The 13,087-nt window shown below is 47.8% G+C and carries 16 protein-coding genes and 1 pseudogene; 12 read left to right on the top strand and 5 right to left on the bottom strand.

What is annotated here, in order from left to right; genetic code table 11:
- Window positions 1-72: 72 nt before the first annotated feature.
- The 4 genes from rpsP to D8Y20_RS11900 all read left to right on the top strand — a co-directional run bounded on the left by rpsP (window position 73) and on the right by D8Y20_RS11900 (window position 2,925).
- Complete coding sequence (rpsP, locus tag D8Y20_RS11915) at window positions 73-315, top strand: 30S ribosomal protein S16 (protein ID WP_121543935.1); 243 nt, start codon at window positions 73-75, stop codon at window positions 313-315.
- Between the two features lie 33 nt (window positions 316-348).
- Window positions 349-897, top strand: a complete 549-nt coding sequence (gene rimM / locus D8Y20_RS11910) for a ribosome maturation factor RimM (RefSeq protein ID WP_121543934.1) — start codon at window positions 349-351, stop codon at window positions 895-897.
- Window positions 876-1,535, top strand: a complete 660-nt coding sequence (trmD, locus tag D8Y20_RS11905) for a tRNA (guanosine(37)-N1)-methyltransferase TrmD (protein WP_121543933.1) — start codon at window positions 876-878, stop codon at window positions 1,533-1,535. The genes rimM and trmD overlap by 22 nt, the downstream gene beginning before the upstream one ends.
- Window positions 1,536-1,680: 145 nt before the next feature.
- On the top strand, window positions 1,681-2,925 hold the full coding sequence (locus D8Y20_RS11900) for a diguanylate cyclase domain-containing protein (RefSeq protein WP_161957635.1): 1,245 nt from the start codon (window positions 1,681-1,683) through the stop codon (window positions 2,923-2,925).
- 81 nt (window positions 2,926-3,006) lie between these two features.
- On the opposite strand, the gene D8Y20_RS11895 is transcribed toward D8Y20_RS11900, so the two are convergent.
- A complete protein-coding gene (locus D8Y20_RS11895) occupies window positions 3,007-4,533 on the bottom strand; it encodes a B12-binding domain-containing radical SAM protein (RefSeq protein ID WP_121543931.1) in 1,527 nt (508 codons plus the stop codon).
- Window positions 4,534-4,564: 31 nt separating this feature from the next.
- Between D8Y20_RS11895 and D8Y20_RS11890 the strand changes: the two genes are divergently transcribed.
- The 3 genes from D8Y20_RS11890 to D8Y20_RS11880 all read left to right on the top strand — a co-directional run bounded on the left by D8Y20_RS11890 (window position 4,565) and on the right by D8Y20_RS11880 (window position 6,537).
- Window positions 4,565-4,807, top strand: a complete 243-nt coding sequence (locus D8Y20_RS11890; protein WP_147434080.1) for a hypothetical protein — start codon at window positions 4,565-4,567, stop codon at window positions 4,805-4,807.
- 234 nt (window positions 4,808-5,041) lie between these two features.
- Window positions 5,042-5,797: a TatD family hydrolase gene (locus D8Y20_RS11885; protein WP_121543929.1), complete on the top strand. Its 756-nt coding sequence runs from the start codon at window positions 5,042-5,044 to the stop codon at window positions 5,795-5,797.
- Window positions 5,794-6,537 carry a ThiF family adenylyltransferase gene (locus tag D8Y20_RS11880; RefSeq protein WP_121543928.1) on the top strand — a complete coding sequence of 248 codons (744 nt, stop codon included), beginning with the start codon at window positions 5,794-5,796 and terminating at the stop codon, window positions 6,535-6,537. Before D8Y20_RS11885 ends, D8Y20_RS11880 begins: the two co-directional genes overlap by 4 nt.
- Before the next feature lie 249 nt (window positions 6,538-6,786).
- Here D8Y20_RS11880 and D8Y20_RS11875 read toward each other — a convergent pair whose 3' ends face one another.
- Genes D8Y20_RS11875 through D8Y20_RS11860 form a run of 4 tightly spaced genes read right to left on the bottom strand, consistent with a single transcriptional unit; the run spans window position 6,787 to window position 10,154 of the window.
- Complete coding sequence (locus tag D8Y20_RS11875; RefSeq protein ID WP_121543927.1) at window positions 6,787-7,554, bottom strand: metal-dependent hydrolase; 768 nt, start codon at window positions 7,552-7,554, stop codon at window positions 6,787-6,789.
- Window positions 7,547-8,320: a hypothetical protein gene (locus D8Y20_RS11870; protein ID WP_147434079.1), complete on the bottom strand. Its 774-nt coding sequence runs from the start codon at window positions 8,318-8,320 to the stop codon at window positions 7,547-7,549. Before D8Y20_RS11870 ends, D8Y20_RS11875 begins: the two co-directional genes overlap by 8 nt.
- Entirely contained in the window at window positions 8,317-9,444 is a 1,128-nt protein-coding gene (locus D8Y20_RS11865) for an ABC transporter permease (RefSeq protein ID WP_121543925.1), read from the bottom strand. Before D8Y20_RS11865 ends, D8Y20_RS11870 begins: the two co-directional genes overlap by 4 nt.
- Entirely contained in the window at window positions 9,441-10,154 is a 714-nt protein-coding gene (locus tag D8Y20_RS11860) for an ABC transporter ATP-binding protein (protein WP_121543924.1), read from the bottom strand. The genes D8Y20_RS11865 and D8Y20_RS11860 overlap by 4 nt, the downstream gene beginning before the upstream one ends.
- A 281-nt stretch (window positions 10,155-10,435) precedes the next feature.
- On the opposite strand from D8Y20_RS11860, the gene D8Y20_RS11855 reads away from it, so the two are divergent.
- The 5 genes and pseudogenes from D8Y20_RS11855 to D8Y20_RS11835 all read left to right on the top strand — a co-directional run.
- A complete protein-coding gene (locus tag D8Y20_RS11855) occupies window positions 10,436-11,002 on the top strand; it encodes a cytochrome b/b6 domain-containing protein (protein WP_161957634.1) in 567 nt (188 codons plus the stop codon).
- Window positions 11,003-11,040: 38 nt separating this feature from the next.
- Window positions 11,041-11,634: a hypothetical protein gene (locus D8Y20_RS11850; protein WP_147434078.1), complete on the top strand. Its 594-nt coding sequence runs from the start codon at window positions 11,041-11,043 to the stop codon at window positions 11,632-11,634.
- An 11-nt stretch (window positions 11,635-11,645) separates the two neighbouring features.
- Window positions 11,646-12,125: a DUF1924 domain-containing protein gene (locus D8Y20_RS11845; protein ID WP_121543921.1), complete on the top strand. Its 480-nt coding sequence runs from the start codon at window positions 11,646-11,648 to the stop codon at window positions 12,123-12,125.
- A 12-nt stretch (window positions 12,126-12,137) separates the two neighbouring features.
- The gene (locus tag D8Y20_RS11840; RefSeq protein ID WP_201265641.1) at window positions 12,138-12,692 is read left to right on the top strand and encodes a diheme cytochrome c; all 555 of its coding nucleotides are present in this window, start codon (window positions 12,138-12,140) and stop codon (window positions 12,690-12,692) included.
- Between the two features lie 119 nt (window positions 12,693-12,811).
- Window positions 12,812-13,087, top strand: a pseudogene (locus D8Y20_RS11835) (RimK/LysX family protein); the annotation flags it as partial.

Below are 13,087 nucleotides of genomic sequence, written 5' to 3'. Positions count from 1 at the left end.
TATGGTTTGACCCTTGCCCCTGACAACTTCCACCCTTATAGTGCGCGCCTGTTTTTCGGAGGTTTTATATTAATGGCAACTATTATTCGTTTGAGCCGTGGTGGACGCAAAAAGCGCCCTTTTTATTCTGTAGTCGTAATGGACGAGCGTAAGCGTCGTGATGGAGCTTTCATTGAAAAGCTGGGTTACTACGATCCTTGTACTGAACCAGAAGTAATTAAATTGGATTTGGATGCTGTTAAAGCATGGACCGATAAAGGTGCTAAAGTATCTGATCGCGTAGCTAGCATCATTCGTAAGGCATCTGCAGAGTAATTCTGCACTGTCGAAGCCAGTTGGCTTTGTCTGATGTCTAACAATTCATTTTTACAAGTTGGTGATCTTGTTGGGGTACATGGCCTCAAAGGAGCATTGATTGTTTACTCTCATACCCGGCCCGCGAATGCGGTTGCCGGGTATTCTTGTTGGAGAGTTGGAAAAACGGCCGAGAGCGCCAAGGAATATTCTGTAAAACGCTGCTGGCAGCACGGTAAACGCATGCTGGTAGAACTTGATGGTGTGACTGACTGTAATCAGGCAGAAACCCTCAAAGGATTGAAAGTCTGGATTTCTGCATCTCAGGTGGAGACCGAAGATGATGAATATCTGTGGGAAGATTTGATAGAATGTGTCGTGATTCGTCAGGCTGATGAATCACTTCTGGGTACGGTGATCGCACTGGAAGAGTATGGCGCACAGGATAATCTGCTTGTTGAAACAATGGACGATGCAGAAGTGGCAGGCGAATGGCTGATTCCGTTTACCGAAGAGATTATTGTTGGTGTTGATCTCGATGAAGGGATTATTGTTGTCAATATGCCCGATGGAATGGACGTATGTTTCACACCCAAATTCTAACGCTTTTCCCCGAATTTTTCGATTCCCCCTTATCTTGTTCCATTCCAAAACGTGCGATTGAAGCAGGTTTGGTCTCAGCCGAGATGATTCAAATTCGGGATTTTGCCACAGATAAACATCATACAGTGGATGATAGCCCCTATGGCGGTGGCCCCGGTATGCTGATGAAACCCGGCCCTGTCGTTGAAGCGATCAGAGCCGCGCGTAAGAATCATCCCGATACCCATGTTGTGATGCTCACACCTTCCGGCACGCGTTTCAGCCAGTCCAAGGCCCTGGAATATACAAAGAAATCCGGTATCACGCTCTTATGCGGTAGATACGAAGGTTTTGATGAACGTATCTGTGAATATGTTGATGAAGAGATATCTTTGGGTGATTATGTGCTCTCCGGTGGTGAGCCCGCCGCACTGAGTGTGCTCGATGCCGTCATTCGTCTGCTGCCCGGTGTGCTTGGTAGTCCTGAATCCGCGGTGCTCGACTCCTTTACCGAAGATGGCATTCTCGATTGGCCACATTATACCCGACCGGTTGTATTTGAAGGTAAATCCGTACCCGATGTGCTGCTATCCGGGGATCATAAAAAAATCGACCAGTGGCGCAAAGACCAAGCATTGAAACGCAGCAACAAGCGCTAAGTACCTCTCACTGCTTTCAACGCTGGGGAAAATGGCACTGATCCTGCTAGTATGTTGATCATTCAAGATGATCGATATGGAAACTCTCACGCGTTTGATGGAGTGTACTAGGCTGGATGCTGTTTCTTGGACCAGGAGGGGGCTAATGGACAATCAACATGGCGATCGCGTATTGATAGTTGGTGCAGGTGCTGGCGGAGCTGCCTTTCTGGATGTGTTTGCTGATGAGCATCTAATTCATGTCGCAGGCATAGTGGATTCCAATGAAAATGCCGTAGGGATTCAGCATGCTAAAGCCAGAGATATTCCGATATTCACTGATCTTGAGACTGCCCTGGATTGCGTTGGAAAATGCATGGTGTTCAATATGACCAATGATGATGATCTTTCTGATGTTGCTGCTGGAAGGGTTGGTGCTGGTGGTGTAATCGGCGGGAAGGAAGCCAAACTGTTCTGGCAGATTATTTCACGGCTACAAACTACTCAAGAAGAATTATGGGAGAATCAGTCTCGATTAAAGGCTGTTATTCATAATGTTTGCGAGGGCATCGTGACTATCGATACAAAAGGGAAAATTGAAAATGTTAATCCTGCGATTGGACAGATATTCGGTTATCAACAGGATGAACTGATCGGGCAGAATATCAGTTTGCTGATGCCAGAGCCTCAGAAGGGCTTGCATGATAGTTATATACATAACTATATGCGTACCGGTGAAGGAAATGTGCTTGGCCGTTATCGTGAAGTGAGTGGGTTGCGTCAAAATGGAGAGGTGTTTCCACTGGAGTTGAATGTTAATGAAATGAAATTGGCTGGAGAAGATCATTTTGTTGGTATTTTGCGTGATATTAGTGAGCGCAAAGAGGCCGAGGAAACTATGGCTCAATTGGCTCTTTATGATCAACTGACAATGTTGCCGAACAGGACGCTGTTTTATGAAAGAATGGAATCATCTCTGTCACAGGCCCAACGCACAAAATCTTCGGTGGCACTACTATTTATAGATCTTGATGGTTTTAAATCGGTGAATGATACCTTGGGTCATGATATGGGTGATCATCTGCTGGTAGAAGTAGGTAAACGCCTACTTCAATGTATCAGAGATTCTGATGTTGCTGCCAGAATTGGTGGTGATGAATTCACCGTATTGCTGACCAACCTGCATGACATCGATGTTGCTGCAGTCATCGCAAATAAAATTATTCATGCTCTGAATCAACCCGTGACATTTAAGGGCAATAGCTGTCATGTCGGGGCCAGTATCGGTATTGCTACCTATCCTAGCCCGGCTTCAGATGTGGATGATCTGGTTAAAGAGGCGGATACGGCAATGTATGAAGCCAAGAACGCAGGTAAAAACAGGTACAGTATCGCCAAGCCGACAATGTGAAGCATTGGGCAAATGTTCCGTTTGTGTTTCAGCAGTATGTGAACGGATTAAAGGCCTGAATTGATGGAAAAACGTCCTGATTTATAAATGCCTGATCTGACGTTTATTGTGACCGGTAGCGCCGGTCTGTTGGAGTTCGGTATTTCCATGTGCGAACGGTTTAAGGAAGTTCGGCATCTTTCGACCACCGAGTTTCATGATGTCATGGATCAATAGTTCAGCGGTACTTTGCTCTTCATAGCTTAAGATTGTTGTGAGATAATCGAATAGAAGTTTTGCCAGCCTATCTAATGAAATTTTCCAGGTGCTTTGCGTTTCACTATAAACCCAGACAGAAAAAGCATGAAATTGCTCGAATACGTCGCCATCCTGCCATAGCAGGGCAATGCTCTGTTTAAAGTTGCCACTGTTGTAATATAAGTTCCAAAAGCGAGAAAAACGTTTCATCTGCTGAATATCTTCGAAACTAAGCTGGTTGTTTCTGAGAATATCGTAGGGTGGTTTGTCGGAATAAACCATATCGAAATCACTGTCATGTCGATGCAGGCTGGTTCCGGACAATTTCTTCAATATGCCAATCTGTATCTCTGAATGGGTCATGGCTGAGAGTCTGTTTAAATTCTCACCAAAGCTGGCCAGTGACTCACCCGGTAGTCCTACAATCAGATCCAGATGCATGTGTGCTGATGTTTCCTCTTCGAGAAAACGGATATTCTCGGTGATCTTGTCCATTTTCAAATTACGGTGGATGCGATCAGCTACCTCGATATTCAAGGTCTGAATGCCAATTTCCAGTTGCAGGGATGCTGCCGGAAATTGCTTGATGCGCGCTTTCAAAGCATCGGGAAAATGATCGGGGATTACCTCAAAATGCACAAAGTAGGGTGGCTCTTTGGCAAGGAAAAAATCGAGCAATTGCGATGCGATTTTCACATTAAGATTAAACGTGCGGTCAATAAATTTGAAACTGCGTACGCCACGATCCCACAGCTTCTGCATGGCTATCAACAGTGTAGCGGTATCGATATTGCGTACTTTTTTATCGATCGATGAAAGGCAGAACTCACACAGAAAGGGGCAACCGCGGGATGCTTCGATATAGATATATCGGTTGGCGACATCTTCATCGTTGTAATAGTCATAGGGCAGAATGATCTGTTCGAGATCTGCCATGGTGGCCTGAATGAGGCGTTGGGTAGGAGATAGGCCCCCCAGGATGGCTTTACATAAATCATAAAAGGCCGTGTCGCCTTCACCCTGCACAATATAATCCGCCATATCATAATGTATGCGTAGCGGTGTATAGCTCACTTCAGGGCCACCAAGTATCACGGTGGTGTCAGGGGCTACTTTTTTAATAATCTCGACCAACTCGGCACACTGTTGAGCATTCCAGATATAGACGCCGATGCCGATAATTGTCGGTTGCTCACTGAGCAGTTGTTCAGCTATATCCTGAATGTTGTCATTGATGGTGAATTCACGAATGGCAGTGCTCTTCTGCAAGTCAGCCATATTGGCAAAGATATAACGCAGCCCGATTGCACTATGGGTATATCGCGCATTTAAGGTCGTTAGCAGGATGGTCTTTTCTGAAGTGGTGGGCATGATGTGCTGCAGCCTACGCAGATTATCGACGTTGGCACAAAAAAGATCAGAGCAAGTAGATGAGGCTATCTATCATGCACTGTTTTACATCCATTTTAATTATATGTCTTCTAAATGGCTTGTTGATGTTAGTATTCTTGCAATGGATATTGCAGGAATTTTCTTTTTATCAGTAGTGGTTCTATTAGCAGGGTTTGGTCTTGTTGCTGCATTGCGTGCTTACCTGAATCATCGGCGTAACCGAAAGGCTTTTAACTATAATCCATGGGGTTGATGCATACCTGTCCCGACAGTGTTCTCTGTTGCAGAAATGCATCGCACTTCATGCTGCCGCCTGAGTGCATATTAAGAATATTGCCGGGCTTTATTCAATTTAGTTCCTGATCAATAAATATAGCTGCGCTGAGAAAATAGATTTGATTATGTGCTGTTGTTTGTGGAAAGACTTTTTGTAGAAATAGATGCAGCTTTTAGCCTATGAACAGTCTGGAATCGGTTTGATAACGACATGCAGTTGATAGACAGCCATTGTCATCTCGATGATGCGCGTTTTGATAGAGATCGTGATGCAGTACTTGAGCGTGCGCTTTTGCTAGGTATTGATCAGTTTGTTGTGCCTGCGGTTGTAGCCTCCGATTGGCCACGGCTGAAATCATTGGCGGAAAGCTACGCCAATATTCATCCCGCTTATGGTTTGCATCCCTGGTTTTGTGAGCAGCACAAGCCGGAAGATTTAACGCTGTTATCACAGTATTTACAACATGCTAAAGCAGTGGGTGAGTGCGGGCTGGATGCTATGCGTAAAGGTGTGAGCATGGATGATCAACTGTTCTGGTTTCGAGCCCAGGTAACATTGGCAATTGCGTTTGATCTTCCGCTTATTGTGCATGCCGTAAAAAGCGTCGATCTGGTCGTTGCCGTATTGAAAGATTTTCCTGAAGCAAAAGGTGTGATACATAGTTTTTACGGCAGTAGCCAACAGGCTGATGCTGTGATTGAACAGGGGTTTTACCTTGGTATTGGCTCAGCGGTGACGTATGCCAGAAACAGTCGCTTTCGACAGGTGGTGGAGACACTGCCGCTTGAGATGCTGATGCTTGAGACGGATGCGCCGGATCAAGCATCGGCCTCACATCGTGGAGAACGCAACGAACCATCTTTTCTGCTTGAAACGCTACACGCAGTTGCCACTATTCAGAGCAAACCTACAGATGCAGTGGCTTCAATTTGCAATGCCAATGCGCGGGAGTTATTCAATTTATGAGTCAAGCTCAGGAACGCACAGAAATTCTTATTGGAGAGGCCGGATTAGCATATCTGGGAAACCTGCATCTGCTGGTTGTAGGGCTTGGCGGTGTTGGTGGAGCCGTATGTGAGGCCTTAGTTCGGGCAGGCATTGGCCGCATTACGATTGTGGATCATGATAAGGTTGGCCTCTCCAATATGAATCGCCAATTGGTCTGTACCCATTCCAATATTGGCAAAGATAAATCCACCGCCATGGCCGAGCGTTTGCTGGATATTAATCCGAAGCTGCAGCTCAATGCTCATGTCGATTTTCTGTCTCCGATCAATATGGAGGCATTTCTCTCTGATGGTGCATTTGATTATGTGCTCGACTGTATCGATTCAGTGGCCTGCAAAGCGGTGCTGGTTGCTACCTGTCAGCGTTTGGATATTGCTGTTGCTTCAAGCCTTGGTGCTGGAGGGCGATTGGATGTTACAAAGGCAGAAATAACCACACTGGATAAGACCTATAACTGTGGTCTGGCCACTAATCTGCGGCGCAAGCTCAGGCGTGCGGGGGCATCGCTAAACTATCCCGTGGTTTTTTCCGGTGAATACCCTATCAAACCACTGCCTCAGCAAAAATTGGATAATAATCCGGATGCGTTGCCGCGTGCGGTCAACGGTACAATCTCCTATATGCCTAACCTGTTCGGATTCATGCTGGCAGGCTTCGTGATTCAGCAGCTCATGATAGAAGGCCAGAGCGAGCGTTAATTCCGACCGGCGTAGGCCTGAAGTGTTGATAGGAGAGTGATGAGAAACTATATCTCTCCAAGTGGTGATCCAACACACATTATCTTTTTTTAAATCATGGAACCTGGGTCATCTTATGAAAAGCGATAAGATTGGAGACTGCCATGGCGATGAAGCAAAAACACTCACATGATCAATCACTAAAGAATGCATGCATGGCACTATTAACGCTTATTGCCATGTATGGCATTGCGACATACATAGCTTGATTTAGCCTTCAAGCAGGCTGTCCGGATGGTAGTCGCGGCGAACAAACGCGAAAATAGCAGAGACTGGAGTAGAGGTTTTGATATCGCGCCAGTTGTTGCGAATGCTGCGGCCCAGAGACTTGAATGTGGCGGAAAGGCTGCGTCCGTTCTTGCGATAAAGAATCCATGGCAGTGCAACTGAGAGGTAGATGCCTCCAACCAGAAGAATAGAGAGTATCGCGATGAGCCGGCGCAAACAGCCGCCTGCTTTGCGGCTGAACCAGAGGTCAAATACAACCGAGCAGTGGCCAAGCTCTTCGCGGGCATGCATGGCAAACATCTCACGGGCATACTCTGAGCTGATATCAAGAGTCTGTTCACGCTGCATATACACCTGTGACATGACGGCAGCGAAATGTTCAAGGGCAGCAGCCAGCAACAGTTTCGACGAGAGAGAAAAATTGTTGCGTATATAATTGAGTAGCGATTCAATCATGGCATAACCGGGCGGATATCGTTCCATGTGATTCAGCAGTTGTTTGTTAAAGGCCCTGTGTACGCGAGAATGATTTGCCTCCTCCCGGATAAAGGAGAGGCAACGCTGAGAGAGTTCATCGCTCTGGTATGGACGAGGCAGTGCATCAGCAACCGTCCGCATAAAGAAATTTTCCAGAATCGGCGTGATCAAACTGATCGCTTCCATCTGGCTGGTCGTTACGCCATCATCATTACACCAGTTGCCGGTCAAATCATCATCAACCTTGAACGATATGGGCATGCGTTTATTCATGGGGTGTTACCGTGTTATGACTTGGTAATCTAAATGTATCAGGGAGAATCCGGTAGTGCTCATCACCGCTGTAGATCGTGATTTTACTGCTGTTTATACCGGGTTGCTCAATCGATAATTTCTTGGCGGCCATCTTGCCGGTTGAGGTGCGCATGGCGCGTTTGACTGTGATGGTGCGCAGCAGTTTGTGCTGCTTATCAAACAGTTGTGTGCGCCATGCCAGAGCTGTATCTGTATCGATACAGCTGATTACTGCGCTGACTGCTCCAGCAGGAGTGTTGGTGAATGAACGGATCAGCGTGCAGGCATGGTCGTCAACTGCATCATGACCGATCGTATGCTGCTCCGGCCAGCGCCACCATGGCGCCATCAAGTCCCACGGCACCAGACCTGAATCAAACAGCGGGACAAACGGGTCAACAGTGGTCGTGCCACTGGCAGTAGATTGTAATGCTTTCAGTGCTTTTTCTGTTGTTGCTTCAACGGTGAGCTTTATATCGCGTAGTTTTGCCGGTGCGATGCCGCGCAGCAGAAGCCGCTGTTGCTTCAGGCTTGACTCTCCAATCACGGCGAGCTTGAAGGGCGGCAGTATGCGATGGTCGGCATTTCTTACTTCAATCTGCATACGCGCCTCGAAGCCATTGGACAGACGCATGTTGACTACTTTTTCAATCATGACCGAAGCATCCATGGCATCTGCCGCATGCAGTTGACCTGGCGTCGAACTCAGAACGAGTAGAGCAGTGGCTAAACGAAAGAAAATCACTCTTGTCTTAACGCTTGTGAGGGATGTGTGCGGGCGGCCTTGATCGCCGGGTAGAGACCACCAAGAATGCCAAGGATGATAGACAACCCCAGCACAGCAAGCAGGAAGGGGGGTGAAAACAGCCCATCGATTTTACCGCGCATTAACTCAATATGCTCCAGCCCTATGGTGAGCAGAATGCCGAGCAAAATACCGATGATTCCACCGGCCAGCGTCAGCATGGCAGATTCACTGATAATCAGTTTAATGACGGTGCGCGGATGCCAACCCAGTGCTAGCAATACGCCAATTTCACGGGTGCGTTCGCTGATACTCATCAGCATGGTGTTAAATACCACCAGCGCACCAACAAGACTGGCAATAAGAATAGTTGCATTACTCATGGCCTTGGAGATGCGTACCACCGCATTCTGGCTGACCAGTTCGCCGGAAGTAATGGCTACAAAGCCGGGCAGAGTGGCGCGCACCTGTGCTTTGATATGGGCCACATCGGTTGTCGTGGCGGAGGCATCCAGCTGCAGGTTCAGTACATTGACCTTGCCGGGTTTATCGGTGAGTTGTTGAACCTGTAGCAGAGGTAAAATCAGAGCGCCGTTTTCAACCAGTGCAGAGCTCTGGAAAATCCCTGCGACAGGTAGTGCAACGCCTTCAATTTCAATGGTATCACCGGTTTTCTTTTGCAGCAGCTCGGCAGCCAGCGTACCGATCACGATAACGGCATCGTCCGGACTCTGCGGCCAGCGGCCGTCAATAAGCTGCAAATGATCCCAAAGGTAGCTGTCGAACTGCCAGCCAAAGACAAACATTGGAGGCGCATCATAACTCACGGTCAGCATTTCACTGAGCAGCCCGACGACCTCCTGCACATGCGGCAGTTTCAACAGATCCGGGCGCACCTTTTCAGCTACGAAAGGAGAGGGCATGGTGTTTTCACTGGCCAGCTTCGTGACAATAAGATCGGTGCCACGCGCATCATTGGCTTTTTGCCAGCTGGCCTCAAAGCCCCAGGCGATGGCAGTGAGTGCGACAATGGCGGCAATGCCGAGTGCGATGGCCGAAAGTGTTAAGGTGGTACGCGCCGGACGGCGAGTCAGGTTATCAAAAGCAAACCGGAGCAGGTTCATAGGTTGACTCCGTTATCTGTCACTATTTTTCCATCACGCATACAAATCTCTCGATCAGCACGGGCTGCAACGTTGGGATCATGTGTTACCATGACAACGGTTAACGATTTGCGTAGCCGCATGTTGGCGATGACATCAAGTACATGCGATGCATTCTCCGAGTCGAGGCTTCCGGTTGGTTCATCGGCCAAAATGATAGTCGGATCATTGATCAGTGCGCGTGCAATGGCGACACGCTGGCGCTCACCACCGGAAAGTTGGCTGGGAAAATGATCAAGGCGCGACTCCAGTCCCATCTGTTGCAGCAGTGCAGTGGCTCGTGCGGTTGCATTATGATCACCCGCACGTCCAACAGTAGGCAACAATACATTGCCCAGCGTGGTGAGGGTGGGGATCAGATGGAAGGATTGGAAAACAAAGCCAACCTGTTCGCGCCGGAATTCAGAGAGGTCAGTCATACTTGAATATGGCTGTTGACGGAAAAACAGCTCTCCGGAACTAGCCTGATCAAGTGTGCCGATCAGATTCAACAGGCTCGATTTTCCACAACCGCTTGGTCCTGTGACGGCCACGAATTCACCCTCAATAATCTCAATGTCCACACCGTTGAGGGCTTTGGTGCGGCCTTGATCAAAGTGCAGGGTCAGATTGCGTGAGGAGAGCACGGGCGTTGATGTCGTGACGCTACAGATCGGAGAGAGTGGTTTCATTTCATATCCATCAATACAAAGATTATTAAGCCATGCAATGCCTGTAGTATATGGTCGTAGAGTGCAGCATCGGGTCAGAATAGTAGTGCTGTACATTTTATTTCACAACTGACTGTGTGTATAAACCAGCCATATTAGAATTGCGTATATTTTGACATGACAGTTCAAAACAGTAAAAATTTGCACTGCGCCCATGGTGCTCGCAACTTCTTTTTGAAAAGTTATCCTGCCTATGATCGCTGGATGATTTTAGAACAGCTTCACTCTTTTGCGGTGGTATGATGAAAAATTCTACATCTATGAAATGGGATCTGTTTATCAGAACTTTTCACTGGAGCCTCGTGCTTGCGGTGTTGCTGACCTACCTCTCCGGTGAATTCGACGTGGAAGAGTTGCATGGCTGGTTCGGTTACGTGCTACTGGTCTTGATTGTTGCGCGCCTGATATGGGGCTTCATTGGCAGTATCAACGCTCGTTTTATTACATTTATCTATTCTCCGCGTGAGACGCTGGCCTATATTGCAAGTGCTCTGCGCAATAAGCCAATACACTATAATAGCCATAACCCGGCCGGCGCAATGATGGTATTTGCCAAGCTGGGGGTGCTGATCATGCTGGTTGTGTCGGGATTGATCTATGAAGGGTGGGGGGAATATGAGGGGCCGCTATGGTCGCTTCATATTGTGATCAGTGATCAGCTGGGATTGTTGGCTAAGCATGTGCATCGCTTGCTTCCTGAATTGCTTTTGGTGATGATTGCCATGCATTTGATAGGCGTAATCGTGGCTACTATTCAGCACAAGGAGAGCTTTGTGCGTGCCATGTGGTATGGACGTGACAAGCAGTAAAGATGGAAACCAAATATCAAATAGAGAAAGGAACTGATATGAGATGGAAATGGATCCCTGCAGCTACGGTTGCAGCAGTTTTGTGTATGACAAGTCAGTCATCAGCTGGAAACTTTAACCCGGAAAAGCTGAATATGTATCAGCAAATCGAGTTGAGCAGTACGCTTCAAATCACTCAAAACGGGACAGTTACGGCGCACTCCGGGAACACGGAGGAAACAGTAGAACCTTTTGAAGAGCCGTTTATGGATGGTGATAAAGCGCATGGTTTTCTCGGTGCAGCCTCTATGCTGGCGGCTGTAATGGCTGGTGTAACAGCCCCTGACAATGAAAACCCGGCGCTGGTTGGTCAACCCATCAAAAAAGGATTTCATCACTATGCAGGCCTTACCGCTGCAGCCCTTGGTGGTGCTGCGGTAATTTCCGGACTTATTCAGCATATGGATGATCTGGAGCCATCACTGCTCGACCCGGATACAGCACATATGATACTTGGCGTACTGGCTACCTCTGCCTACGCTTACGCTGTATCCCAAGGACCAAAAAAATATGGCATGGGTAGTGGTTCTCATGCCGCTGCTGGTATTGCCGGGGGAGCCATGATGCTTGGCGCCCTTTATATCGAATTTTAAGGATGAGTATCATGTATAAGATGATGTTGTTTGCCGTAATGTTGTTGGGTACAAGTGCCGTACAGGCTGGAGATGGCACTGTTATTGATGAGGTGCTTGCCGGTTATCAGGCCGAAGGCGTGGGTAGTTTTTCGGCCGAGCATGGCAAAGAGATGTGGATTGCCAAACACGAAGGGCCTCTGGGGCTTGATGGCAATCCCAGTGGTGAAGCATTTAAAATCAGGCGCGATGATGAGCCGAGATCACGCTCCTGTCAGACCTGCCACGGCACAGATCTGTCGCTGCCCGGTAAACACTGGCGTACCGGTAAGTTGATTAATCCAATGTCTCCAAAGGCCAAACCTGTGGAAGTGGATGAGGATGACGGGCCACGTTTCAGTGATAAAGCCAAGATAGAGAAGTGGTTCCTGCGCAACTGCAAGTGGACTGTGGGTCGTGAATGCACAGGTCAGGAAAAGGGTGATTTACTCTCTTTCCTGCGTAATCAGTAAAGGAGTGTTGGTGTGCTGAAAAAGATATTTGCATTGTTATTGCTGGTTTTTTTACAATCATCATGGGCTTTTGCGCATGATATCTTTGGTTTTCCGCGTCACCGTGGTGTTGAGCCATTGGTGGATAAAAAATATGAGAGCTCCTGTGGCGAATGCCACTTTGCTTATCAGCCCGGGCTGCTGCCTTCCCGTTCCTGGGCCAAGATGATGCGGCCGGAACAGCTGGAAGATCATTTCGGTGAAAATGCCGAGCTGGCAGAAAAAGAGCGCCTCTATATTCTGAAGTTCCTGACCGAGAATGGGGCTGATAAAACCTGGCACTACAAACGCTCTGTCAAGATCAACCAGTCGATTCCCGAGAATGTAACGCCGTTACGGATAACAGAAACGCCCTACATCAAGAAAAAACATATGGAAATTCCGCGCCGCATGATTCAGGACAACAAAAAGGTGCGTGGACTCTCCTATTGTAACAAGTGCCATACCGAAGCTGTTTCAAAAGGGCAGTTCAGCCGAACCAATGTGGATATTCCGAACTTTCGCAACTGGGATGACCTGATCGATTAACAGGGTTCATTCGTGATGATCAGGATATGCAGGAGTTCTTTTCACAGGGCTCGAGGTGATCAATCCGTGGTATCTCATCGAAGTAAGCATCTGGAATTTCTGTAGCAGTGGAAACGATTATGATGAAGCGCTTTGGCGTTGCAAACCGCGCTACAACCGAAGGCTATCTCACCTTTCTATTGCCGGTATTGATCAGCATGGCTATGCCTGCTTATGCGGGCGAAGCAACAAAACAGACTGTTGGAGCTGTCGAAACGATCATCGTCAAAGAAGCTGATATCAGCTTTGAGGCGCGTATTGATACGGGGGCTGAGAGTAGTTCGATGCATGCTATTCAAATTCACGTGTCTGAACCGGATGCGGAGATGCCTCGTATATCTTTTGTAGTGATCAAC

Source organism: Mariprofundus sp. EBB-1, assembly GCF_003665155.1.
GTDB lineage: Bacteria > Pseudomonadota > Zetaproteobacteria > Mariprofundales > Mariprofundaceae > Mariprofundus.
Note: the sequence above shows the minus strand (reverse complement) of the source record. Positions and strands in the feature narration are given on the sequence as shown.

Coding starts and splice junctions, on each gene's coding strand:
- D8Y20_RS11875 (WP_121543927.1), bottom strand. CDS start 7,554: ATGAATAAACGCATGCCCATATCGTTCAAGGTTGATGATGATTTGACC.
- D8Y20_RS11895 (WP_121543931.1), bottom strand. CDS start 4,533: ATGCCCACCACTTCAGAAAAGACCATCCTGCTAACGACCTTAAATGCG.
- D8Y20_RS11850 (WP_147434078.1), top strand. CDS start 11,041: ATGAGATGGAAATGGATCCCTGCAGCTACGGTTGCAGCAGTTTTGTGT.
- rimM (WP_121543934.1), top strand. CDS start 349: ATGTCTAACAATTCATTTTTACAAGTTGGTGATCTTGTTGGGGTACAT.
- D8Y20_RS11845 (WP_121543921.1), top strand. CDS start 11,646: ATGTATAAGATGATGTTGTTTGCCGTAATGTTGTTGGGTACAAGTGCC.
- trmD (WP_121543933.1), top strand. CDS start 876: ATGTTTCACACCCAAATTCTAACGCTTTTCCCCGAATTTTTCGATTCC.
- rpsP (WP_121543935.1), top strand. CDS start 73: ATGGCAACTATTATTCGTTTGAGCCGTGGTGGACGCAAAAAGCGCCCT.
- D8Y20_RS11865 (WP_121543925.1), bottom strand. CDS start 9,444: ATGAACCTGCTCCGGTTTGCTTTTGATAACCTGACTCGCCGTCCGGCG.
- D8Y20_RS11855 (WP_161957634.1), top strand. CDS start 10,436: ATGAAAAATTCTACATCTATGAAATGGGATCTGTTTATCAGAACTTTT.
- D8Y20_RS11900 (WP_161957635.1), top strand. CDS start 1,681: ATGGACAATCAACATGGCGATCGCGTATTGATAGTTGGTGCAGGTGCT.
- D8Y20_RS11880 (WP_121543928.1), top strand. CDS start 5,794: ATGAGTCAAGCTCAGGAACGCACAGAAATTCTTATTGGAGAGGCCGGA.
- D8Y20_RS11885 (WP_121543929.1), top strand. CDS start 5,042: ATGCAGTTGATAGACAGCCATTGTCATCTCGATGATGCGCGTTTTGAT.
- D8Y20_RS11860 (WP_121543924.1), bottom strand. CDS start 10,154: ATGAAACCACTCTCTCCGATCTGTAGCGTCACGACATCAACGCCCGTG.